At 50.0% G+C, this 22576-nt stretch carries 20 protein-coding genes; all 20 read right to left on the bottom strand.

Translation table 11 applies throughout. From position 1 onward, the window contains the following. Positions 1-49 precede the first annotated feature (49 nt). On the bottom strand, positions 50-538 hold the full coding sequence (gene mreD, locus C9J01_RS20405; protein ID WP_107299990.1) for a rod shape-determining protein MreD: 489 nt from the start codon (positions 536-538) through the stop codon (positions 50-52). Further along, on the bottom strand, positions 528-1388 hold the full coding sequence (mreC, locus tag C9J01_RS20400; RefSeq protein ID WP_107299989.1) for a rod shape-determining protein MreC: 861 nt from the start codon (positions 1386-1388) through the stop codon (positions 528-530). Before mreC ends, mreD begins: the two co-directional genes overlap by 11 nt. A gap of 40 nt (positions 1389-1428) precedes the next feature. Next, positions 1429-2472, bottom strand: a complete 1044-nt coding sequence (gene mreB, locus C9J01_RS20395) for a rod shape-determining protein MreB (protein ID WP_039464726.1) — start codon at positions 2470-2472, stop codon at positions 1429-1431. A 115-nt stretch (positions 2473-2587) separates the two neighbouring features. Next, positions 2588-6892, bottom strand: coding sequence for a DUF6701 domain-containing protein (locus tag C9J01_RS20390; protein WP_107299988.1), 4305 nt, complete (start codon positions 6890-6892; stop codon positions 2588-2590). Next, positions 6889-7326, bottom strand: coding sequence for a hypothetical protein (locus tag C9J01_RS20385; protein WP_107299987.1), 438 nt, complete (start codon positions 7324-7326; stop codon positions 6889-6891). Before C9J01_RS20385 ends, C9J01_RS20390 begins: the two co-directional genes overlap by 4 nt. Beyond that, complete coding sequence (locus tag C9J01_RS20380; protein WP_107299986.1) at positions 7316-8062, bottom strand: PilW family protein; 747 nt, start codon at positions 8060-8062, stop codon at positions 7316-7318. Before C9J01_RS20380 ends, C9J01_RS20385 begins: the two co-directional genes overlap by 11 nt. Then, positions 8062-8757 carry a type IV pilus modification PilV family protein gene (locus C9J01_RS20375; RefSeq protein ID WP_107299985.1) on the bottom strand — a complete coding sequence of 232 codons (696 nt, stop codon included), beginning with the start codon at positions 8755-8757 and terminating at the stop codon, positions 8062-8064. The genes C9J01_RS20380 and C9J01_RS20375 overlap by 1 nt, the downstream gene beginning before the upstream one ends. Beyond that, positions 8741-9277, bottom strand: a complete 537-nt coding sequence (locus C9J01_RS20370; RefSeq protein ID WP_107299984.1) for a prepilin-type N-terminal cleavage/methylation domain-containing protein — start codon at positions 9275-9277, stop codon at positions 8741-8743. The genes C9J01_RS20375 and C9J01_RS20370 overlap by 17 nt, the downstream gene beginning before the upstream one ends. Positions 9278-9376: 99 nt before the next feature. Further along, positions 9377-9931, bottom strand: coding sequence for a prepilin-type N-terminal cleavage/methylation domain-containing protein (locus tag C9J01_RS30065; RefSeq protein WP_107299983.1), 555 nt, complete (start codon positions 9929-9931; stop codon positions 9377-9379). Positions 9932-9947: 16 nt separating this feature from the next. Continuing rightward, on the bottom strand, positions 9948-10538 hold the full coding sequence (locus C9J01_RS20360; RefSeq protein ID WP_107299982.1) for a prepilin-type N-terminal cleavage/methylation domain-containing protein: 591 nt from the start codon (positions 10536-10538) through the stop codon (positions 9948-9950). Between the two features lie 43 nt (positions 10539-10581). Continuing rightward, complete coding sequence (locus tag C9J01_RS20355; protein WP_107299981.1) at positions 10582-11064, bottom strand: hypothetical protein; 483 nt, start codon at positions 11062-11064, stop codon at positions 10582-10584. Further along, positions 11045-12265, bottom strand: a complete 1221-nt coding sequence (locus C9J01_RS20350) for a type II secretion system F family protein (protein WP_107299980.1) — start codon at positions 12263-12265, stop codon at positions 11045-11047. The genes C9J01_RS20355 and C9J01_RS20350 overlap by 20 nt, the downstream gene beginning before the upstream one ends. A gap of 29 nt (positions 12266-12294) precedes the next feature. Continuing rightward, positions 12295-14010, bottom strand: coding sequence for a GspE/PulE family protein (locus C9J01_RS20345; protein ID WP_107299979.1), 1716 nt, complete (start codon positions 14008-14010; stop codon positions 12295-12297). Positions 14011-14012: 2 nt separating this feature from the next. Next, positions 14013-15254, bottom strand: a complete 1242-nt coding sequence (locus C9J01_RS20340) for a tetratricopeptide repeat protein (RefSeq protein WP_107299978.1) — start codon at positions 15252-15254, stop codon at positions 14013-14015. A gap of 3 nt (positions 15255-15257) precedes the next feature. Beyond that, positions 15258-16100: an ExeA family protein gene (locus tag C9J01_RS20335; protein WP_107299977.1), complete on the bottom strand. Its 843-nt coding sequence runs from the start codon at positions 16098-16100 to the stop codon at positions 15258-15260. A 3-nt stretch (positions 16101-16103) separates the two neighbouring features. Beyond that, entirely contained in the window at positions 16104-17780 is a 1677-nt protein-coding gene (gene mshL, locus C9J01_RS20330; RefSeq protein ID WP_107299976.1) for a pilus (MSHA type) biogenesis protein MshL, read from the bottom strand. 17 nt (positions 17781-17797) lie between these two features. Then, positions 17798-18127, bottom strand: a complete 330-nt coding sequence (locus C9J01_RS20325) for an MSHA biogenesis protein MshK (RefSeq protein ID WP_237157027.1) — start codon at positions 18125-18127, stop codon at positions 17798-17800. Beyond that, positions 18120-18755 carry an MSHA biogenesis protein MshJ gene (locus C9J01_RS20320; RefSeq protein ID WP_107299974.1) on the bottom strand — a complete coding sequence of 212 codons (636 nt, stop codon included), beginning with the start codon at positions 18753-18755 and terminating at the stop codon, positions 18120-18122. The genes C9J01_RS20325 and C9J01_RS20320 overlap by 8 nt, the downstream gene beginning before the upstream one ends. Beyond that, complete coding sequence (locus C9J01_RS20315; RefSeq protein ID WP_107299973.1) at positions 18752-20245, bottom strand: PilN domain-containing protein; 1494 nt, start codon at positions 20243-20245, stop codon at positions 18752-18754. Before C9J01_RS20315 ends, C9J01_RS20320 begins: the two co-directional genes overlap by 4 nt. A 127-nt stretch (positions 20246-20372) precedes the next feature. Next, a complete protein-coding gene (gene csrD / locus C9J01_RS20310; protein ID WP_107299972.1) occupies positions 20373-22343 on the bottom strand; it encodes an RNase E specificity factor CsrD in 1971 nt (656 codons plus the stop codon). Between the last annotated feature and the right edge of the window lie 233 nt (positions 22344-22576).

Below are 22576 nucleotides of genomic sequence, written 5' to 3'. Positions count from 1 at the left end.
TGTGTCTGGTTACACCCTAGCATTGAACGGATCCCATTGGGAGACTATTTTAACGAATTGAGAGCTTACGACGCATCCGTCGCAACAGCAGGAATAACCACGGCCATAACAAGAAGTTAAGCAATACAGCCCATAGTCTCTCCGGGTCAAAAGTGATCACCGAAACCAGGTATTCAGCCCAGAACTCAACCAGCTTACCGCCGAGCGTCAACAAGGCCACCAGCATCGCCTGTTGCCACAATGAAAGGTTACGCAATACTTGAAAGTTTAGCGCGACGATGTAGCAAAGGACCGCCATCATCAGTCCCCGCACCCCCAGCGTAGAGCCTAGCATCAGGTCCCACAGCAAGCCCAAGACCAACGCCGTTCCGACATTGACTCGGTGGGGCAAGGCGAGCACCCAGTAAAAGGCAACCAATACTACCCAAGATGGGCGAAAAGGTTCCAGCTCCCCCGGCCAAGGAGCAGCCTGTAGAATCAGCGCAATCAAAAATGACAGCCAAATCCAGATTCGGCCGTTAGCGCGACTATTCGCCACTGTTGAACTCTCCCTCAGTCAAGGTTTCACGCGGAGTCGGCCATACCAGCAAAAGGTAACGCAGACGATCAAACTGCACTGTCGGCTTTGCTTTGATTTGGGCAAACGGGCGTTTGTTATCGAACGAAAACTCAGTGACGTTACCGACCGGATACCCTTCAGGATAGCGACCACCCAAGCCTGAGCTCACCAGCAAATCACCTACCTCAATGTCGGTACTGCTAGGCACGTGTTCGAGCTGGATCTGGTCGATCTGGCCACTGCCCGAGGCAATGACGCGAATATCATTACGGACCACCTGAACGGGGATCGCATGGGTTGGGTCAATCAGTAGCAACACCCGGCTGTTATGGGCACCGACATAGGCAACCTGGCCGACAATCCCCTTCTCGTTGATCACCGGTTGGCCCTCGTAGACACCGTCTACCCGGCCTTTGTCGATCATCACCTGATGGCTATACGGATCAGAATCCACCGCCATCACCTCGGCAATGAGCTTTTTCTCATCACGAACAAATGGTGAGCCCAGCAGTTCCCGCAGGCGTTGGTTTTCTTGTTTTAGCTGCTCCAGCAACAGGACATCGCTCTGCTGAACCAGCAGATCGCGTTGCAGGGCTTTGTTTTCTGCCAGTAGACGCCGGTGTGAACTGAACTGTCCGGAAACACCACCCAATAGATCACGGGGCAGGTTAGCTGCATATTGCAACGGGGAAATGGCCGAGTTGAGCAGGTAACGGACGTTGGCAAAGGCGTCAAGACGACTGTCGGCCAGCATAAGGCCAACCGACAGTAAAATGGCTAGAAACAGGCGCAGTTGCAGGGAAGGCCCCCTGCCAAAGATAGGTTTCATGTAACGCTATAACCTGTTTGTCGACATGCCCGAACGGGCATTATTCTTCGCTGAATAGATCGCCACCGTGCATGTCGATCATTTCCAGTGCCTTGCCGCCACCACGGGCAACACACGTTAGTGGCTCTTCTGCCACAACCACTGGAATACCGGTTTCTTCGGTCAGTAGACGGTCCAGGTCACGCAGAAGTGCACCACCACCGGTCAGTACCATACCGCGCTCGGAGATATCCGATGCCAGTTCTGGCGGACACTGCTCAAGTGCAACCATCACTGCTGATACGATACCTGTTAGCGGTTCTTGCAGCGCTTCTAGGATTTCGTTTGAGTTCAGGGTAAAGCTACGTGGCACACCTTCTGCCAAGTTACGGCCGCGAACTTCGATTTCACGCACTTCATCGCCTGGGTAAGCCGAACCGATTTCATGCTTGATGCGTTCCGCCGTTGCTTCACCGATCAGGCTGCCGTAGTTACGGCGCACGTAGTTGATAATCGCTTCGTCGAAGCGGTCACCACCGATACGTACAGATGATGAGTAAACCACACCGTTTAGCGAGATAACCGCAACTTCAGTCGTACCACCACCGATATCGATCACCATCGAGCCGGTTGCTTCGGAAACTGGCATGCCCGCACCGATCGCCGCCGCCATTGGCTCGTCGATCAAGTACACCTCGCGCGCACCTGCACCTTGGGCAGATTCACGGATGGCTCGACGCTCAACCTGAGTAGAGCCGCAAGGTACCGCAACTAGAACTCGTGGGCTTGGACGCAGCAGGCTGTTGTCATGCACCTGCTTGATAAAATGCTGAAGCATTTTTTCAGTAACGTAAAAGTCTGCGATAACACCGTCTTTCATCGGACGGATTGCCGCGATATTACCCGGGGTACGGCCTAGCATCTGCTTGGCGTCGTGACCGACTGCGGCCACACTCTTAGTTGCTCCGGCACGATCCTGGCGGATCGCTACTACTGATGGTTCATCCAGTACGATGCCCTGTCCTTTGACATAAATAAGGGTATTGGCTGTACCCAAGTCAATAGACAGGTCATTAGAAAACATGCCACGAAGTTTTTTAAACATAGTCTTCGGCTAATCCTGCAAGCTCACAAATTCGTTAAATTGCGCTAAATGTATCAAGGGGTGCGGATCGAGACAAGGTAAGGATTGTCAAACCTGCCACAGATCGGCATTTTATTTAATCGAGCATTGTATTAATGCCCTTTTCACCGCGGTAAAGCACACGATCGTTACCTCGGTAGGCACCTAAGGTCACTGTCGAGTGTGGGCTCTCGTCGCCTTTTCCACGCCAATCGAAGGTTAACCATGGCTGATAATTGTCATGGCCGCTTGAAGGACCGGCTCCACAAGTAATTTCCGGCTCTTTGACTATCGCCATAGGACTATCGCCGATAACCTTCTGCCAAAAACGCACCTGTTCACGATAAATCAGTGAATTACCGTCTTTATCCTTCACTTCGGTCGGTACCGCAACAAACTCGCCGGAACGAGTGGCCCCTGATTTTACATTTCCTGACCCGCGAGTGTACGAGGTGCTTGTCACGGTAGTGTCAGATTGGGAAAGAATTTGTTTGCACGACAAGTCGCCATCAAATGCAGCGACACTGTCCTGCTTGTTAGTCACAAAGTCCAACCCATCCCAGTATTCGACCCGGAGCGGTATAGACAGTTCACTGTCAAAGCGCCCGGAGACATCGTCCAGCGCCATACGGCCATAGCGGATATCAGGATGACTACGCCAAATTTGGATCGACTCCCGCTTAGCGCTCTCTTCCAGTACCACATCATCATTCAAGTTCAGATAAGCCCAATCAATTGGATCGCTAGCAGGGACAATCTTCAGTCCCATACGCGTGTTCATGCTATCGAATGGACCATCTTTTTCGCTAAAACGTGGTTGGGAACCCCGATGGCCCTCGGTGTAATCACGCACAAAGGTAAAATTAGGCTCATTAACTGTAATTTGTGTCGCCTTATCCTGATCAGCACTTGCCGCCCACGTTGCGCCACTCCAAGACCATATATAAGGAATACCTTTACGCGAGGCATGCTCTATACGCTGAGCACGCTCGACAACCTCATCGGTTTTGGTACTGTCCAATACCAAAAACTGTATCCCTGCTTTTAACTTTGGCTTAGGGACGTTTTTTTCGAACAACCAATAATTTTTCACGGCATTACCCGCTGTTCCATGACCACTTTCAGCAAACGCCCCAACAGAAAAGCCGAAGGTAAACGGCTGATCCAAGTAAGAGAAATATCCCTGCCTTTCAGGATATTGCAAATCATCACGGATAAGTTTGAGGTACTTAGGATAAAAACGACCAACATCCCGATAGCCTGAATTAATATCCATACCTAGATAGCTATTTTGCGTATCAGCAGTTAGACGGATGCTGCCCACTTCATCCCACTGTAAGGCATATGGCTGTGTTTTTAGCTGGATATTCGTCTTTGCGGAGCCACCAAAGAGCGTCCCCGCAACGGCCTGCTGATCATTAGGTGTCTGTAACTGATGACTCAGTTCCACTAGTGCCGCAGGGGCCTGAGACTTATAGAAGTTTTCAGTGATCAGGCGGTTACTACACATTGTGCTGCTATCTATCGCAGGTTGTGCACCAGATTCAGCTACACTGTCGCCCTGCTTCCAAACAACGGGCCTCAATAGGGTATGGAAAATTTCACCTGCGGCAATAAAACCATTCCCACTATTGGCATCACCACTCGCCTGTTCAATATTCGGAGTACCTGACTGACACAAAGCAAAAGTGTAGGGACGACTTTTAATCAAGGCCGTTCCAGTTAACCCTTGCCAGTCCGCTGGCAACGACTTGCTTTGTGAAGACTGACCGCCAATAGCATTCAGGTCACAGTTGTCTTTGGTACACTTGGGATCAGACAAAGTCAGTGTCATCTCACCTGCATCGTCATATTTGACCGGGATATTGCTGGCGACACCATTGCTAAAAGTAAACTGACCTTGAGCGCCTTGCCATGTCGTCTTGTCACTACCCGCTGTATTTTGCAACATGACTTTATCTGCACGACTATTGCTGCTTGTCGGTTTACCATATTCGGTCTTAATATTAAGTGTCTTTCGACCGGTGTACTCACTGATCACCGAGTCACCACTATTACAGGCCATCGCCTTCACTGTAAGTGTCGCCGGTTTGCCCGCGACTAATTGCACAGGGTTAGGAGTTATGACAAAACCACCAGGTAAAAATTGGTACCGTCCTACCGGAGCGCTACCGCTTATCCCCTCAATGGTTGCAGTTAACTCTAGCTCACCAAGGTAATCACTCTTAAGCCAAATTCTTTTTTGATTATTATCAAAAGCACCCACAGGTACCGTAAAAGGCACCCCGTCGCTAAATCGCTGACCGTAATTACCCCCTTCCAACTTAGAAGTCGACCAAACCCCAGCAGCCGCTTGTCCGGATTTTGCAGTGATACTGACTGTAATATCCCCAGCAAAGGTTTCCCCCCCACCATCATCTGGTTCAAGGCTAAACAACACTTCCTGACTTTCACAGAGCATGTTCTGTTGCCACTTAGGGCTAATATCTAAGGTGAAGTCTGGTGTGGTGTCAAAACAGGAACTTTTACCGTTAATAACAGCACTTGGCACATTCCAATTGCTGTTCATATCTAATCTCGCCGCAGTAACAGCCCCGGTAATGGAGGTCACGTCACAATTAGCCTCTGATGAACATTCACCACCAGCAATACTCACTTTACTTTCGGAGTAGACTAAACCAACAATTGAGCTCCCTTGACTCAGATTCACATTAGGTGTGTTGAAGTTCCCGCCCCCCATGTGAGCATAAATTTGCAGAGAATCAGGAACACCATTTTCAGGCTTAATCGTTGAAGAGGTCGATAAATCAATTATTTTAGAGTGGATAGTCACATTACCTTGCGTAATGATCTGACTCCCCCCCGTAAGGATTAGCTTTTCGAACCAATAGGTACCACTATCAAGATACAGCGTCGAACCGTGATCTAGTTGTAGATGATTAATTTTCTCTCCAGCTCCACCTCGCAAAGTTACAGTTTTCTTACTCAGGTGGAAATTTTGATATTCATTGAGAGTGTTATTTGAACCATTAGAATTAATATGGGATGAGCTATTAAGGAAGTCACCAAGATCAAGTTCTTTTGCCCAAAGGTCTGGCTGGTTATAGCCAGGAAACTGACAATTTTCTCCATCACATGCCTGACGTCCATTTGATGACGTGTGAAAATACAGATAGCGATAACCATTTTGTTTATATGTCCCCTTGATTAACGCTTTTTCACTCAATTTTGCCTTATAACTATTATGTGAAGTCCATGTCTGAGCCGGGCCAGGAAATACATCACAAGTTTGCTCACTGACTTTTCGCTGAAAAGCCATAAAGCCAATGTTTTCGCTTAGGTGCTTTCGCTCAACGCTATTAATGTTTTTTTCATTAAGATCTTCATCATTAACAAAGCTGACTTTATAGCTATTGTTTCCCGATGACTCCAGCCTGCATAAGCGGATCCACCCGCCATTGTTACCTTTACGTGAGTTTTTTGAAGCAATAATAAATGGTTCATTAGAAAAACCGGAAGGAACCGGGACTGTCGCTGCACACTGCCGTAACGTCGGTTCAGTCACTTGATCAAACTTCTTTAAACCATTGACCAAGGTATTTAGTGTTGCCCCTGCCCCCATCGCAAATTGGAGCCCTTTGTAGCTACCCCGCCCCTCAGCAATGATGTACGCGACTTTTTGTGCACTACCTAGATAATGCCCCCTTTTTACTAATTCCGAACGATCCAAGGCAACAAACATCCGGTCTAAGTCACGCTGTACTGCTGTAACCACAGGTGTTACCCAGCGCTGCTGAGAACCTAAGTCTTTATCACCATTTCCTTGTAGACTCAGCAACACCCCTGGATTATTAAATGCAGCATTATAATTTACCGGTGATGAGACAGTCTGAAGGTTGTTATTGTTGACGCCATTACCTCCTACTAAATATCGGCTAACCTCAACAGTCCCCGCTTGTATCCGTCCTTTCTCACCAAAATTCAAGGTCCCAGGCTCAATGGCAAAATAACGCACTTTGTCCATCGGCACAGTCTCTAGACAGTATTCATGCTTAGTATTCGGGAAACACTTCTGTCCAATTGACTTAAGCTCAATACCATCTCTCATGGGAGCAATATACTGACGAAACGTAGCCCCCGTTTTCGTCACATTTATAAGGCGCAAGGTAGATGGCGCATCACGACCAACACCTTCTTCAATCGTCGGCATCAAAAATACTAAAGGTGTAGTCGTAAATGGCTGATCGAATGTAATTTCACAACTTTTTGCTGCCCCAGAGCCAATACAATGGGCTATCCCTTGTTCAGATAACTGGTACTCCCCAAAGCGAAATTCTAAAGCAGATGCAGGCATAGCTATTGCCAGCATCAATAGCCAAAGGCAGAGTTTAATGGCTCTCATGGTAACGCAACCTCTAAATCCTTCGCCCACACTTCTTGGGTACGGGTCGTTGAAAACTGCCCAGCACCGCAAGTTGCGGTACTTTCTATATGGTATTTGAATGCCTCTGACCCGCTATCTTGATAGCTGGTCCTAGAGCACGTCACGACCAATGTTTGACAAGAAAACAAATTGGCGTTCAGGGCTTTCCCATCTTTGTACTCGAGACAGACATCCGGGTCGGATTCCGTCTGCCCAAGCGGAAACAATTTACTTAAAACAATTTCGTTACCGGAGTGGGCCGCATACCAAGCACGGGTAGAGAATACCTCGCGGGCAGTGGTGTCCTGCCCGGACCAATCAATCCGGATCATGGCGGCGGCAAAGGCCCCCATAACGGTGATAATAAATAGCGACACCACTAATGCGCTGCCTCGCTGCCTGCTATAAAACATTGATCACCTGCACTGTATGTTCGTAGCTAAAGTTCTCACCCGTCCGGCTATCTTGAAAAATCAAACCAAGGTGCACCATGCTATTGTTTTCCAACCCTTTGCCATTAACGGCAACATCAAAGCTTAAGACCTGCTCGGCAATGACTGCGCTGCTGTTACCTGAATTACGTCTGAGTACATTTGCCTCCAAGCAGAAAGATACCGGTTGACCGTATGCGTAGGCACGATTGGCTGGGGAGCGGTTTTCAAGTGGGGCTGAAACATTCACCAATACTGTATTATTACCATCAGGTCCGGCAGTAACTCGGTTGATTTTAAAAGGCTTCGCGGCATATTCAGCTGAATTACCCAGACCAACAGCAAGCGCCAATTTGTTATTACTGGTAATTGCCTGCCAATCGAGCTCATCACCGATAGTAGGCACTAACTCAACATTGGTTGTTCGGGCATCACCAAGGGTAAAGCCAGCTAAATGGATTGGATAAAAGCTGATACAACTCCCCGTTGTAGCTAGGCTATTTGGCGCAGCATGGCGAATTTCTCGGGTCATTTTTTCAAGGGTAAAACGTGCCTGAGACTGGACACGGTCACGACTGACGGTGCTGACATAACCTTCAGCGCCTAACTGAAGGTAACTGCCTATCGCCAGCGCAATAATACCGAGGATCACCAAGCTGATGACCATCTCCATCAGCGTGAAGCCTATGCTGGCTTTTTTTGAGTTAAACCTAGCCATCAGTAGTTACTCCGGTAGGCTACAAAATCAAACTTGCCATGGCGGCCAGTATCCACTTCAACCACAATACGTTTGTGTTGATAGGGAAAAGGTGTGTCTTGTGGGTACGCAGTGTTGAAACTGTTGTCGTACCGGACATCAACCTTTACGGTCATATTCCGGTAAGTATCAGCCTCGGCCACCTTCTCACCGGTAAGGTTTTCTATCGCCCCGCGCCAAGGAAACTGATTATGGCTGTAACGGTCATAACAAAGTGATAAATCGCCCCAACAGCCATGAAAATCATCGACATCGTTGGCAATGGCAACTACCAACCCTTTACCTGTAGGCAGTGAACTCCCCGGCATGACGTAATCGAAGTACTCACTGTCTTTATCAAACGGCCAGACACCATTACCATCCGGCGTTGTGCAGTCATAGGTCTTGCCATCGGGGCCTGTTTCACCACAGCGCACCTTGCTATCACCAAACGGGTCTGAGTTTTCATCGAATTTGCGAGAGAGAATTTCGTTGAGGAAGGCATTGCCAATCGCCGCAGCACGGGCCTGGTAATAAGGCGCTGCAGAGCGCTCAACTTGGGGGAACAAGAAGCTGGTCAGGGTCACCATGGCAATCCCCAAGATCACGATGGTGATAATACCTTCAATCAGGGTAAAGCCCCTTTGACGAGCGGGGAGGTTAAATTGAGCAGTCATTGATATACCCCTCGCTATTAATGCACAAACTCGCCTGTTCACCGTTGCGAGACGTAATCGTTACCTGACAGTTTGACGCCGTGCAGATACGTTGCAATTGCTGATTGCTAATGACTGAGGGGCGGCCGAGCATATCGAAATATATATCGGACGAGTTATGGGCGTTTACACCATCAAAAAAGGCGAAATTGACCAGATCATTTTCCAAAGTCAGCTTGTGAGTGGATTGACTATTACTGGCACAATTTTCTGAGCCGAACTCAGTAGTGCTTATTCGAAGGGCAAGACAACGGTTTGGGTTAGCAGGATTTACCGAGCTATTCATTCCCACCAACTGAATTTGGCGAGCGATGGAAATTGCTTGGTCACGGGCCAGCACGGCATCAAACCCGCTGCGACCAAACAGGCGCGAGGCAGCGGTCACGCTGATAATGCCAATCAGCACGATAACAATAATGAGTTCAAGGAGAGTAAAGCCAGCGCTCTTTGTGTGGCTGTTTCCGTAATTCTGTCGGGGCATGAGTCACCCGGGAAGTTATTTAAGGTTTCTATTTATTCAGGGCAATAATGAAAACTATTGCCCTGAATAAATAGCGCTCCGGGGAGCGCTATTTATTGATTAACAGCCAGTACTTACAACGTTTAATTTAGGTTCATTAAACGTTGTTTTCTCAGGGTCGCCACCAGTAGAATTATGAGCCTCAACATACTCCACGTAGCAATTTTTACCTTTTATCAGAGTAAAGCGCTCTTGATCTGTTTTGTTTGCCCAACCATCAGAATCTGTAAGTGCCTTATTATTTTGGGTGTAAATAGCAGCACGAGTCTTATTGGATTCTGTGCTGTAACCATCAATCCACTCACTCTCAGTATCAAGCTTAAGTGCAGCAGTTACACCATCAGCTTCTGCTGTTGGATATCCAAAGCTAGTCTTAATTCCGTTTACAACAACAGAAGTAGTACCACCATCATTCAGCTCAACGCCATCAATAGCAGCCTTACCAAATACGATACCGGTAGCTCCATTAATCGCGCCTTTTAAGCCCTCAAGTGTCGATGCTCGCGCGTCACTCTGCAAGTTCAAAAAACGTGGTGCTGCAGTCACGGCAAGGATACCCAGAATGACAATTACCACAACCATTTCAATTAGCGTAAAACCGCCTTGACGTTTCATAAATTACTCCTAATGTTTATGATTTAAAGGTTACAGTTACCTGACCCAAAGCAGGCTTGTAAGAGAAGAAATGGCCAGAAGTTGGGTTGACAGTATTCCCCTTAGAATCCGACGATGATAACTGGTAGTAACGGCACTCGGTGTCATCACCTGAGCCTTTCAGTTCATCAACGAAATATTGATAGTTACCATTACCGACCGCACCTGTATCTCTAGTGACTTGAAGTGGGTTTTGCAAAAGCTCTTTTATCAACACTTCACAATCATCAACTTTCATATTTGAAACATTGCGAGTTGCTTTTGAAACTGGGTAACCTTCACGGCTTAAGAAACTGTTCGTGCTGTTATCAATTGTTGAAAGATAGAATTCTGTACCATCGTAATTGACTTTATTGTGGCTACCATCTTGCGGGCGGCCATAAGCCTCCCACTGTGCACGCGCAGATAAAACCGCTGTTGCGTAGCTACCCGCAACACCTTCAATTTGTGCTTTTTTAGCTTCATCCGTCACGTTCAGGAATCGCGGTAATGCAACTACTGCCAGCAGGCCAACCACGATAATGACAATCACCAACTCCACCAACGAAAAACCGCCTTGCTTTTTCATCTTTACTCACCCTTTTTTTGTTTTTGTCAAATCGACGTCACCGCTATTCGGAAAGCGTCAAAAAACCGTTGGTGTGTATTGTCTCATTTTCATAAAATAATGCTAGCCATTTTCCGTCATTAATTTGGAAATAACATGAATTATAAAGGTCTGATCTCATTTCTTTTTTATCGATAAGGCTTAAATAATCGACGGGACGCTGCCGAGATGACAATAAATTCCACATTTGAGCACAATCAACATGGTCATTTTGTAAAATTATCGGCCAGCCTTTATGGGTAAATGAATATTCAATGCCGTTGGTTTTGGAGTGACTCGGCCTATTTTCCAGTTCCCATTTCTGGCGCAAAGCCGATGCACTTCGGGTCATGGTTTGTGCCAATAAATTGACCCGGGTACGCTCAGCCTCTTCATTGACCCTATGCCACTCGACAAGCAGGGTCCAGACCATCAGGAAAATGACACCACCCCAGATAAACCAGCGCACATGGGCGAAATACTTCAGGTTAGCCACCGCGCGCAACATCAAGCAGGCTCCACATTGGCAGGAAGATACCTAGTGCCAGTACCAGCACCATAATCGCGACGATAAACAGCAAGATAGGTTCGATACGTGCCGTCAGGGTTTTAAGGTCATAATCCACTTCACGGTCATAGAAGTCGGAAACTTCAAGCAGCAGATCGTCAACCTGCCCGGTCTCTTCACCAACGGCAATCATCTGCAGCACTAATGGCGTAAATACCCCTGATTGGCGGGCCATCGCTGCAATACTGCTACCGCTTTCGATACCATTTTTCATCTCGATCAAACGGTTTTCCAGGTAGTTGTTGCCGAGGGATTCCGCCGACATCTGGATCGCCTGATTGAGCGGTACCCCAGCACGTATCATTAGTGAGAAAGTTCGAGAAAACCGTGATAGCTGGGCGCGGTTGACAATATCGCCCACAATTGGCACTTTTAACCGGAATTTATCCCACTTCTCGCCACCGGCAGGTGTTTGACGCCACGCCTTGAGAGCAATCCAACTCACCACCACCGCCCCGAGCATCAAAGGCCAGTAATGAACAAAGAAGTTCGAGGTGGCAATCAGGATGCGGGTCGGCAATGGCAATTCAACGCCGAAGCGACTGAACATAGAGGCAAACTGCGGGATCACCTTGATATTAAGGACCGACATCGCCAAGGTAATCGCAATTAGGACAAAGGTCGGGTAACGCATCGCCGATTTTATCCGGCGGCGGGTTTCCATCTCCTGCTCGAAATACTGCGCCAGTTGAAGCAGGGTTTCATCCAGGCGACCTGTATTTTCGCCTACGCTGATCATCGAGACGAACAACTCGGAGAACACCCTTGGATGTTCTTTCATCGAGGCCGACAGCGATTTACCGTTGGTCAGTTCAACCACTACGGCATCCAAGGTTTCACGCATCAAAGGATGGCTGGCACTCTGGCCTAATCCGCGTACTGCACGCAGCAGGGGGACACCTGCTTTGGTCAGGCTATAGAGTTGGCGACAAAAAATGACCAGCACTTCGAGCGGAATACGGCTTTTGAACAAGCGATCGATATCCAGCCCAGCCGACTTGGCCTTGCCTTCGCGGATTTCCAGCGGAATGACCCCCTGACGCATCAGAATATCTGCCGCCGCGTCCTGCGAAGCCGCTTCCAACTGCCCACGCTTGATATCGCCTTGGCTGCTTCGGCCACGGTAATTAAATACTGCCATGCTATACCCCTAAAAGCCCCTACCCGCCGTTACAACACATAGCTGTTGTGTTCATCGCCTTCGCCAAGTAGCAGCACTTCATCAAGGCTGGTTACGCCTTGCTGTGCCAACTCCATCGCCGACTCAATCAGAGGTTTGTAACCCTGCGACTGGCGGGCAATCTGGCTGAAGTGCACCGCATCTCCAGCACGCAGCGCATCCATCATATCCGGGCGCATTTCCAGTAGCTCGAACACCCCAATACGGCCACGGTAACCGGTGAAGTTACAGGTCTGGCAGCCTCGTCCTTTGCGGAAAGTTGTTTCGGTTAGGTGCGGGAAGCGAGCCATTAGCCATTGCTGTTTGTCCGGCTCTATTTCATGCTCGGTTGCACAATCTTTGCAGACCCGGCGAACAAGGCGCTGGGCCAACACCGCACGTACGGCACTGGCAACTAGGTAACCCGGCGCTTCCATATCAATCATCCGCAGGGCACTGTCTACCGCATCATTGGTGTGCAAGGTAGAAAGAACCAAGTGGCCAGTCAGGGCAGAGCGCAAACCAATCTCGACGGTTTCCTGATCGCGCATCTCACCGACTAGGATGATATCGGGATCCTGACGCAGGAAAGTACGCAGAATCGATGAGAAATTGAGGCCTATCTTGCTGTTAACCTGTACCTGGTTAACCCGTGGCAAGCGATATTCCACCGGGTCTTCGGCGGTGATCAGTTTCTTGCCCGGTTGGTTCAATTCGCTAAGCGCGCCGTACAAGGTGGTTGTCTTGCCCGATCCCGTCGGGCCGGTAACCAGAATCATGCCGTGCGGGCGGCGCAGTTGGCGACGGAAGCGCAGCAAGATATCTTCCGGCATGCCAACCTGCTCAAGGCTGAGGATCCCCGCCGACTGGTTGAGCAAACGCATCACCACCGACTCGCCATGCTGGACCGGCATGGTTGAAAGACGGACATCAACCGACTGACCGCGAACCGACATATTGAAACGGCCATCCTGCGGCAAGCGTTTCTCGGAAATATCCAGACTACCCATCAGTTTCAGACGCAGCACCAAGGCTGATGCAACGCCGGATTCCTTAAGCAGAGTTTCGTGCAATACACCATCGATACGCTGGCGGATACGTAATACATCGCTATCCGGTTCGATATGGATATCCGACGCGCCAACCTGGATCGCATCCTCAAAAAGCGAGTTGATAAGCTTAACGACGGTGACTTCATCATTATCGTTATCATCCAAGCCAAAGGCATATTCTGAATGGTGCTGGTGCTCGGCCTGCAACTGCTCGGCGAACGAGACGATTTCCTGGGTACGGCGGTAATAGCGGTCAAAAGCGGTGATGAGTTGGCGCTCAGAGGCTATTACCAACTCAATACGGTATTGGCCCAACTGATCGTAGACGGCTTCTTGTGCCGCCAAGTCTGCCGGATCACTCATGGCTACCCGTACCATGCCGTCATGTTCACTGATCACCAAGGCTCGCAGGCGGCGGGCATGTACTTCAGCCAGCAAGGCGACCGCATTGGTATCGACTGTCAGGCGGTTAAGATCCACCAAAGGGATGTCCAATTGACGGGAAAGGAACTGCAGCATCTGCTGCTCGCTCAGGAACCCCATGCTGATCAGGGTATCACCCAGCTTGCGGCCGGTAGATTGCTGGTTATCCAGCGCCTGTTCGAGCATGTCCTGAGTAACAATCCCCTCTTCTATCAGCAGGTCGCCGAGGCGTTTACGTAGTCGAAGTGCCATGGTTACCCCTTACTATTTGCAAGCACCGCCAGACGCTGACGGATAAACTGTTGTGTCTCACCGGAAATCTGCCCCATCTGCAATGCTTGCTGGTAAGCTTCTTCTGCCTGCTCCAACTCTTGGCCTCGCTCTAGTGCTACTCCAAGCCCTAGCCACCAGCGGCCATCATAAGGTTCCGCTTTCACCAAGTGTTGGTAACTGCTAAGGGCCAGATCATTTTGGTTTAGCTGCTGAGCAAGCGCCCCACGCATCGCCAGATAACCGCTATGGGTATAAGAAGGCATCTGGCTTAATACATTCAATGCGGCCTGCTGCTGTGATTCATTAACCAGCAACTTAGCCATGGTCAGACGCAGATCCGGCTGGTTGGAATCTAATACCAAGCCTTGTTGCAACGTGGTAATCGCACGGCGGGAATCACCCCTACCGTAATACAGCGCGGCCAACTTCTGGCGGGCAGTGATCCACTGTGGGTTGTATTTGACGGCAGTCTCTAGGTAGCCAATCGCCTTGCGGCTATCGCCCTCTTTAAGCGCTTTCTCTGCTCGCTTGTATTCGATTTGGGCCAGTTGACCTGAATCAAGCTCGACGGTTTCAATCATCAAGCTCTCGTCACCGTCCTCTATGACTATTTCGTTACTTTGCTGGAGCCCATCAACACTATCCGTTGCCACGGCTGGATTCATTGGCTGAGACCTCGCTGCCTTCACTGCCGATGCTGTTGCGACTTTTTGTTGTGGCGCTTTAGATGCCGTGACTGTCGGCGTCACTGCTTTTGGTGCTGAAACCGTGGGAGCAGGTTTGGTTTTGGCTTCTGGTTTAGTTGCAACAGCCGCTTTTGTCTCAACAGGTTTACTAGCCATTTTCTGCTCGACAACCTCTTGTTCAAGCGTTGGTATATTGGCTACAACCTGTGGCTCAGCCACTTTGTTCTCTGTTTTATCAACTTCAGCTTTTGCGATAGACGGAGCCTCGGCAGCGAATGAGGGGGAAGCGGCTTCTGCCGTCGCTACAGGGCTAACCGCCTTAACGACTTCACTCACCGGCTCCTCGCTCTGCCACAGTTGCCAGCCACCGATCCCCATCACAGCACCTAGGCTTAATACGCCCAGTGCTGCCCATGGTTTCAGATTCGCTTGCTTCACCGGTTTTATCGTTGCCGGTTTGATATCACTGTACGCCATGCCATTTTGCTGGCCCTGCTTGCGGCTTAGCGCGCTCAGTTTTTTATTCAGTTCACTCATGATCTATTGCCATCCCCACAGCACCGGGTATGTCCATCTTGGCTGGCGTGCGCCCAAGGTATCGCGGATTGCCACTAGCACCTCATCACGTCCAACCATTAATTTGTTTTCACTGTATGCGGCGATCAACGCCTTATGACACAGTTGGTTAATCAGTCTTGGAATGCCATCACTGGCCTGCCATATCGCCTTGCCCTGTGGTAAGGCAAACACCTCTTTTTGGACACCTGCGGTCTGTAAGCGATGCTCGATATAGGCGATGGTTTCAGCCAGGTTTAGAGGCCTTAGTTCACTACGGAAAGTGATCCGCTGGCGGAACTGACGCAATTCTTGCCTCGCCAATTGTTTATCAAGCTCGGGTTGGCCCAGTAAGACAATGTGCAGCAGTTTTTCCTGCTCAGTTTCCAGATTACCCAACAGGCGGATAGCCTCTAGGGCATCATCGGGCAAGGCCTGAGCTTCATCAATGATCACCACTACGGTTTTGCCGACCGCCTTGCGTGACAGTAGAGCCTGTTGCAACCTATCTGCCAACAGACTGTTATCGCCCTCGCCTTCCAGTCCCAACTCACGAGATAAAGCGACCCGTAATGCAGAACCACTCTCAGCCGGCGTCGGCAGGTAGGCAAGCTCAAAGTGCTCGGGAAGTTGATTGATCAGCATCCGACACACTAGGGTTTTCCCCGTACCCACTTCCCCAGCGATCTGAATGATCCCCTCGCCCATATCCAATGCCGCCAAGGTGGTATCAATCGCCTCCAGGTGTGGCGGCAAGGCATGGAAAAAGTGAGTGTTTGGTGTCAGGCCAAATGGCGCTGACACCATGCCGAAATGCTCGAGGTACATGGTTTAACCCTCTTCAGGGAACCACTCGTTGATCAAGGCGCGAGAACGTTCCACTTCCTGTTGCCAGGTCTGCTCACCAACCACTGTCGGTTTCAGCAAGATCACCAACTCGGTTTTGGTCTGCAGCTTGTTCACATTGCGGAACAGGTGGCCCAGCATAGGGATATCACCCAGTAGCGGGACTTTAGAGACTTGATCGGTCGTTGCAGATTTCATCAGACCACCGATCACCACCACATCGCCAGAACGGGCATGGATCACCGAGTCAGACTCACGGATAGAGCTCTTGGCCAGCGGTAACTGATAAGTACCAAAAGTTTCACCTAGGGCAATGTCGCGTACTTCCGTTTCAACATCGATAACCGCAGGGTGAACATGGAGCAAGACACTGCCTTCATCACCGATTTGTGGTGTTACATCCAAAGAAATACCGGAGAAAAATGGCGTCAGCTCGATATCTGGCGAAGCCGTGCCACCATCACTGTTGACTTCACCACCCGATACATCAGTCACGAAGTACTGATCACTACCCACTTTGATCACTGCTTTCTGGTTATTCGCCGCAGTGACACGCGGGCTAGATAGCACGTTTAGATCACCCTGGGTATCAAGGAAGCTCAGCACCGCATCGAAGTTACCGTCTGAGATAGTAATGTTGGTCTGACCGCCCAATAGCGCAGCAATCGGGTCGGCACCCGGTAAGGTCGGAATATTGCCATTGGCATCTGTGATACTTCCGCGGCCGAAAATAATATCTGTGCCGCCGATGCTCTTGGTGATATTGCTCCAGTTGATCCCTTGTTGGTAGCCATCACTCAAGGTGACTTCCATGATCTTGGCTTCAAGTACCACCTGACGCTTGAGACGCTTCTGGGAAACGCCGAGGAATTCTTTTACTTCGCGCAATTCGTTTGGATACGCACGGACCGAGATCAAGCTCGCCTGAGGCGAAACAACAATACTGCGTCCCTGGCCGCTACCGATCATGGCCTGTACCGCTTTCTCTAGCTGGGCCCAGAAATCACTTTCCGACGTGGTCTGGATCGTAGTACCGCCTGTGGTCGTGCTTGAGCTGTTGTTACTACCGCTATTGTTGCTGTTGTTATTGCTGCTGTTCGAGCTATTACTTGAACTACCCGAGTTGCCAGTATCGCTATTGGTAATCGAGCCTGTTGTCAGCGTGGTCAGGGAAACACCCCTACGCTGCAACTGTAGGTAGTCAACCGGGATCACTTCGGTGCGCAGGGTCGCCGGGAAAACCTGGATGATATTGCCCTTGCGGGTGGTGTTGTACCCGTAGATATCAGAGACTACAGACAGTACTTCATCTAGCGTCACATCACGTAAGGTAAGGGAAATACGCCCTTGAACCTCCGGGTGGATCACCATATTGAAAGGCGTCCCTTTCACTAGGCTACCGAAGAAAGCCTTGGCTTCAACATTGCGGGCGTTGACCCTGAAGCGCTTTTCAAGCACTGTCTGGCTGGCATAGTCCATACCATCAAGGCCAGGCATCAAATCGTTGCTTACCGCTGTCGGCAAATCCATCAACGGCCTGCTGTTTGCTTCGTTGGCGGCCTGATTCAGGGCACCTTTCACTTCCACCGGATCTCGGTGTCCCATATTGGTCGAGCATCCTGCCAGGGAAGCTATGACAACAGCTACAATTAATCCACGCATGTTTACCACTTATTGTTCTACTCTGACTTTACGTTATCGGCGAACATATCTAGTCGCCACTGCCGACCACCCCGTTGCAAGATGACGTAATCATCTGTCACTTGGCTCAAGGTATAACCACTGATCCGTCCGCCGGTCCCGACAGACACACTGTTAAGAATCGCCCGGCATGCCTGGCCATCCTGCTCGCAAAAAATGCCCTGCAACTGCGGCAGGCGTGCCCGTGACGGACTGGACTTGACCGCTGGTGCCTGCCAGCCTAAAGGCGCTGTCGGATCCTGCGCGGCCTGTACCGGTACCAGTGTCATCATTAGCCATGCCATGGCTATCGCTGCTAATCTAACCACCAATAAAGTCCTCGCTTACCCCGAGTGTGTAAACTTCCAACTGGATATCGGCCCAAGGGTAGTTATCCACTTTGTAATCCAAGCTGCGCCAGTAGTACTGGACCGGTAGGGCCTCTAATTGCTCGAGGTAACTAATCAAATCAAAATAGCGGCCTCGCAAGCTCAACCTGACAGGATGGATGTAATAACCTTTATCTTCCCCGCCAACCAACTGAACTGGTGGTAGTGATTCCAGCGACAGCAACTTGAGCTTACGTGAATGCTGAAGCACTTTTTCCATCAGCGCCGACATCTGCACCGGGGTCACCAAGCTCGATACACGGCCATCCAACTGCTCATCGAGATCGGCATTTTCCTGCTCCAGCAAGATGATCTGTTCATCGATTTCCGCATCAGGATCGCCCTTGAGCTTGCGCTGCATCACCAGTAGCTGGTTACTGTTGGTGATCAACGCATTCTTGACGGATTGCAACTGCCCTTTGGCAGCATCAACCGCTTTTATCTGGGGTTCAATAATGGCAACAAAGCCGACAAAGAGCAGGCCTATCCACCCCGAAAGGGCAATCAGCCATTTCTCACGCTTGGTCAGCAACTCAAATTTGTCACATAGTGTCTGCCACTGGTTCATTGGGCGACTCCTTGGGTACCTGTTGCTACGGCGGGCTGGCTTCGCTCTGCCAACAACTTGAAGGTCACGATGTTCTGTTTATTCCTACCCAAAGACATCAGTTTGAAGCGGCGATCCGACAGTGATGGGTATTGCTTGAACTCCTGCAGCCAGGCCGGCACTGCATCCGGTGTGCGTGCCAGTCCTTCAAGGTTGAGCTGCGGCCCTTTGACTTTCAGGTGCTGTACTGAAATATCGCCACTCGCCGCTGATGATAATTGCTGCATCATTCCGGCATAACCGACCTGCAAACTGCTGTCATGCAAAGCAATCGCTTCCAGCGCTGCCCGCTTGTCGGCTAGGTGCTGTTCTAGACCATGGGCCACATCCACTTTGATTTGGCTCGGCAAGTGTTTAGCCAAAGCAGCCTTGGCCTGCTCAACCTCGGCGGTCTTTTGCTGCAACCGCTGCTTATCCGCTGCCAGCTCTTGCTGTTGTTGGTGGCTCTGCCAGCTAAACCAACCAGCCAATGCCCCTAATATCACTGTGATAGCCGCCCAGCTCATGACAATATTGGGCAGGGTCAACAGTTCAAGTTTTGGCTTTAGGGCATCACTGTAAAAATTAATCCCGACATGTTTAGGCTCAATCACCGCACAGTAGGCAACACGTACGGCATTACTCGCCAAACTAGGATGGGAAGGTGTTACCGGCTCAACGTTGACGTTGAGGCGCTGGCTAAGCGCTTGGGCTAGTTCGTTGTCATCGTCATCATCACAAGAGATCAGCAACTGCGTGATAGGGGCATCACGCAACTGTGCACTCAAGAAGTCCAGCGAGCGCTGTAGCTCCAGCGCCAACCCATCAAGCTGTAAGTTTTTCTCTAGTGATTGGGTATCATCCTTGGCCAGTAATGGCACACTGAAGCCACGAAGCTGACGTTGGAAGCACAGTACCTGATGTTTGAATGCGGACAATTGCAGATTGGTTTTGCCTCGGCGGTGAAGTACCAATTGGCTTCTTTCAAAGGCGGTTAGATGCCCCCATACTACCTCTTCGGCAGATACCGACAGTAGCTCACACCCCACCTCTCGACAGGCTTTCTCTAACTGTTCAACCTGCTTTCTCTGGGTTGAAAATGCCTGTAGGCGATCTTTGAGTGGGGCAACAAAGCCATCCGCCACCAGCTCCATCGGTGATTCATTGACCAACTCTTTGACCAAAAATGGCAAGGCGGTCGGGTACTCTTCCCGTGGCAGTTCTGGTTTATCGATCAACATGCTCTGGTATAAGCCATGGCCCAATACCAGCCGTATCTCCGCCCCCTTGAGCTGGTGTTTTTCAACCAGTGAGCGAATCGCACCCGCCCACCCGGCAACACCTGAAACAGCTTGCTCGTCAGTTGTCCATGTCTTACCTTCCTGATAAACCAAGGCCACGGTATCGGCGAACAGGGCCATTCCCACCGCAGGAGAATGTGTCTTCTTCCTAAACAATTTATTTATTATCATTTCAGGCTTCTTGGGATTAACTGGCTTAAATCAGGAAATATTGCAGGTGCATAGAACTCTTGACTGCATGTGTCAATATTTTGACCATTATAATGATAATTCCCATTATGAATAGTATTTTTTTGCTCTAGTTTGTATTTTTTCCAAACAATTTCCGTGAGTTATTATTACCAGCAGGATCATGCTCTGTTGAGATCTCAGGTGAAAAGTAACGTCCTTGCCCACCGTTTACGCCTAACTGCTTGAGAACCTGCCACTCCTGCGCATTTTCTACCCCGACAGCTATCACTTGGACATCGGAGTCGGCACAGGCGCCAAGCATGCTTCTAACGAATAACTGGTTTTCCTGTCGCAAGTTGATTTCGCGTACCAAACTGCGGTGCAGCTTAATGTAATCGGCGCGGATATCTTTGATGTAGTGGGTACTGACAATGGTCCGCCCAGCCTGATCAACCACTAGCTTACAGCCAAGCCCAACCAGCATTCGGGTTACTGGGCGCATGGCATCGAGGTGTTTGACCAATCCCCCTTCAGGCACTTCAAATGACAATCGGTTGAGCACCGTACGCGGGGTTTGCAATAGTTCATCGCGCAGCCACTTAACAAAGCTTTTCTCAAGCAACGCCTCAACACTCAGGTTCACCGAAATCGACTCGGTGATCGGCTCGCTCTTGAGCATATGCAGTGCCTTGGTCACCACACATTGATCCATGCGGGCATTAAAACCGACCTGTTCGACAGCAGTCAGAAAGCGCGACGCTTTGATCAACATGCCATTTTCATCCCTGATCCTCGATAGCAACTCCCTGTGCAGCGGTGTACCATCGACCAACTGGACCGACTGCTGGTACATCACAGGACCGCCACTGCTGAAAATGGCGTCCAGCAAAGTCCGCCAGCGAACACTGCCCCGGGCATCTTCGAACTGCTGATCTTTCTTGAACGCATACCAACTGTTTGAGCCTTGCAATTGGGCACTGCGCAAGGCCATATCCGCCTCATCCATGATCCGGCCACGGCGCTCGCCACTGGCACAGTAAGTCACACCGATATGGCACCAGTTATCCGGCTCCAACGGTGCCGGCGGCGAGAGCCTATCCAGCGCATTCATCAGCGAATTGCTAAATTGTTTGACCTCTTTGGCCGGTTGCTGCGGCAGCAATATGGCAAACTCGGCATCGAAATAACGTGACAGCACGGTATCAGGATAACGCTGGATCAGGTTCGACAAGATCCCGCCGACATCCTGGATCAATTCATCCGCCTCGGCTTTGCCCTTGTCTGCCAGCAACTCTTCCCAGTCGGTGATCCGAATTAGGATCACTGCACCATGAGTCTCTTGATCCTGCAGCATCGACTGCAACCGACTATCAAACAATACCCGGTTGGCTGCCCCCGTTAACTGGTCAAGGAATGTATGGGTTCGGATAAAGGTATCGAATCGGCTCCGCTCCTGGCGGGCATCTTTGAGCTCGGCAATCATTTTGTCGAGTGCCAAACTGGCGGTTGCCGGCCACTCCTGTTCGTCACCCACTTCGTTTTCTTCGACCCGGCCAGCCAGTATCAAACGGCCACGATGCTCGAGCAATTCAGAACCATGCAACTGTCGCCGCAACCAGTCCATTCCCCACACCAACCCCAGGATAATGATGGCAATCGCCAAGCTTATCGACGACATCGCCCCGATGGAGTAAGTAAATTCGGTATAAGGTGGGATAGATTTCATCGTGACGGTGAAACCAGGATTATGCTCAAGTTCGTAACGGCTCTCATGCAGGATGCTGCGGTCCGACAAAGGCTGCAGCCCCTCGAAGGCATAGACTACCCCGGCACTACTACCAACTTCGAGTTCCACCACATTACTGGCTTTCAGTAGTTTGGGGAGCCAGCGGGAGATGGCTTGCGATCCTTGGGGATCGGCCAACTCCTGATCGATCACTTCCACCACACCATCAAGATAATGGGTCAGGTAGTCTTGTCCTAACTTGCGAAAACTCACCGCCCCGCCAATAAAAATGACGAAAATGGCACAAATAACAATTAATGTGACAAAGGCAACTAGGCGGTTGGTTAACCGCATCCCTGAAGCTTTTCTCATAAGCAGCCAAAAAAACTCTTTTAGTCAAATAGATACCTAGCCATAGATGATTATTACCAGGCTCAGGCACGGACGTCTGTTGCAAGCAAAATACCATTCAATCGATCATACTGTCAGTGCTAAAGTCGACAAATTAACAATTTCTTAAACTCCAGTTGAGTCAGAAACAGTCTGAACAGCGCATAAAGTCATGGTAATGTAGGGAAGTCGGTATCTTCAGCTCTCCCACCAGC

It is taken from the genome of Photobacterium rosenbergii (assembly GCF_003026455.1).
GTDB classification, from domain to species: Bacteria; Pseudomonadota; Gammaproteobacteria; order Enterobacterales; family Vibrionaceae; genus Photobacterium; species Photobacterium rosenbergii.
This window is presented reverse-complemented; position numbering and strand designations above follow the sequence as displayed.

Excerpts from the sequence above, each read along its gene's own strand:
- mreC (WP_107299989.1), bottom strand. The coding sequence starts at position 1,388 with ATGAAACCTATCTTTGGCAGGGGGCCTTCCCTGCAACTGCGCCTGTTT.
- mreB (WP_039464726.1), bottom strand. The coding sequence starts at position 2,472 with ATGTTTAAAAAACTTCGTGGCATGTTTTCTAATGACCTGTCTATTGAC.
- C9J01_RS20390 (WP_107299988.1), bottom strand. The coding sequence starts at position 6,892 with ATGAGAGCCATTAAACTCTGCCTTTGGCTATTGATGCTGGCAATAGCT.
- C9J01_RS20385 (WP_107299987.1), bottom strand. The coding sequence starts at position 7,326 with ATGTTTTATAGCAGGCAGCGAGGCAGCGCATTAGTGGTGTCGCTATTT.
- C9J01_RS20380 (WP_107299986.1), bottom strand. The coding sequence starts at position 8,062 with ATGGCTAGGTTTAACTCAAAAAAAGCCAGCATAGGCTTCACGCTGATG.
- C9J01_RS20375 (WP_107299985.1), bottom strand. The coding sequence starts at position 8,757 with ATGACTGCTCAATTTAACCTCCCCGCTCGTCAAAGGGGCTTTACCCTG.
- C9J01_RS20370 (WP_107299984.1), bottom strand. The coding sequence starts at position 9,277 with ATGCCCCGACAGAATTACGGAAACAGCCACACAAAGAGCGCTGGCTTT.
- C9J01_RS30065 (WP_107299983.1), bottom strand. The coding sequence starts at position 9,931 with ATGAAACGTCAAGGCGGTTTTACGCTAATTGAAATGGTTGTGGTAATT.
- C9J01_RS20360 (WP_107299982.1), bottom strand. The coding sequence starts at position 10,538 with ATGAAAAAGCAAGGCGGTTTTTCGTTGGTGGAGTTGGTGATTGTCATT.
- C9J01_RS20355 (WP_107299981.1), bottom strand. The coding sequence starts at position 11,064 with ATGTTGCGCGCGGTGGCTAACCTGAAGTATTTCGCCCATGTGCGCTGG.
- C9J01_RS20350 (WP_107299980.1), bottom strand. The coding sequence starts at position 12,265 with ATGGCAGTATTTAATTACCGTGGCCGAAGCAGCCAAGGCGATATCAAG.
- C9J01_RS20345 (WP_107299979.1), bottom strand. The coding sequence starts at position 14,010 with ATGGCACTTCGACTACGTAAACGCCTCGGCGACCTGCTGATAGAAGAG.
- C9J01_RS20340 (WP_107299978.1), bottom strand. The coding sequence starts at position 15,254 with ATGAGTGAACTGAATAAAAAACTGAGCGCGCTAAGCCGCAAGCAGGGC.
- C9J01_RS20335 (WP_107299977.1), bottom strand. The coding sequence starts at position 16,100 with ATGTACCTCGAGCATTTCGGCATGGTGTCAGCGCCATTTGGCCTGACA.
- mshL (WP_107299976.1), bottom strand. The coding sequence starts at position 17,780 with ATGCGTGGATTAATTGTAGCTGTTGTCATAGCTTCCCTGGCAGGATGC.
- C9J01_RS20320 (WP_107299974.1), bottom strand. The coding sequence starts at position 18,755 with ATGAACCAGTGGCAGACACTATGTGACAAATTTGAGTTGCTGACCAAG.
- C9J01_RS20315 (WP_107299973.1), bottom strand. The coding sequence starts at position 20,245 with ATGATAATAAATAAATTGTTTAGGAAGAAGACACATTCTCCTGCGGTG.
- csrD (WP_107299972.1), bottom strand. The coding sequence starts at position 22,343 with ATGAGAAAAGCTTCAGGGATGCGGTTAACCAACCGCCTAGTTGCCTTT.